The sequence below is a fragment of the Methylophaga sp. UBA5088 genome (assembly GCF_002414625.1).
Taxonomy (GTDB): Bacteria; Pseudomonadota; Gammaproteobacteria; order Nitrosococcales; family Methylophagaceae; genus Methylophaga; species Methylophaga marina.
The window spans coordinates 10,422-10,713 of record NZ_DIAC01000116.1 but is presented as its reverse complement, the minus strand read 5'-3'; the positions used below and the strand labels follow the sequence as shown (position 1 = coordinate 10,713).

Annotated in this window: 1 protein-coding gene; it reads left to right on the top strand. The window is 49.3% G+C overall.

Features of this window, described 5'->3' with window-relative positions; all coding sequences use genetic code 11:
* Window positions 1-292 (top strand): potassium transporter TrkG (locus tag B4K20_RS14670; RefSeq protein WP_289283474.1); only part of this gene is annotated, 292 nt, incomplete at both ends.

Sequence of the window (292 nt, the reverse complement as noted above, 5' to 3'; positions counted from 1 at the left end):
GGTGACCTTATTTTGGATTCTACTGGGGCTGGTTGGCGCATTGCCTTTTCTTTTTGGATTACATCTGGATGTGACGGATGCCGTGTTTGAGTCCATCTCTGGTTTTACCACAACAGGCGCTACAGTGATTACCGGCCTGGATCATTACCCCCCATCTATTTTGTATCACAGACAACAAATTCAGTGGCTGGGTGGGATGGGGATCATCGTTTTAGCAGTTGCCATCATGCCATTATTGGGTGTGGGGGGCATGCAGCTCTACCGGGCAGAAACATCGGGTGTCGCTAAAGAT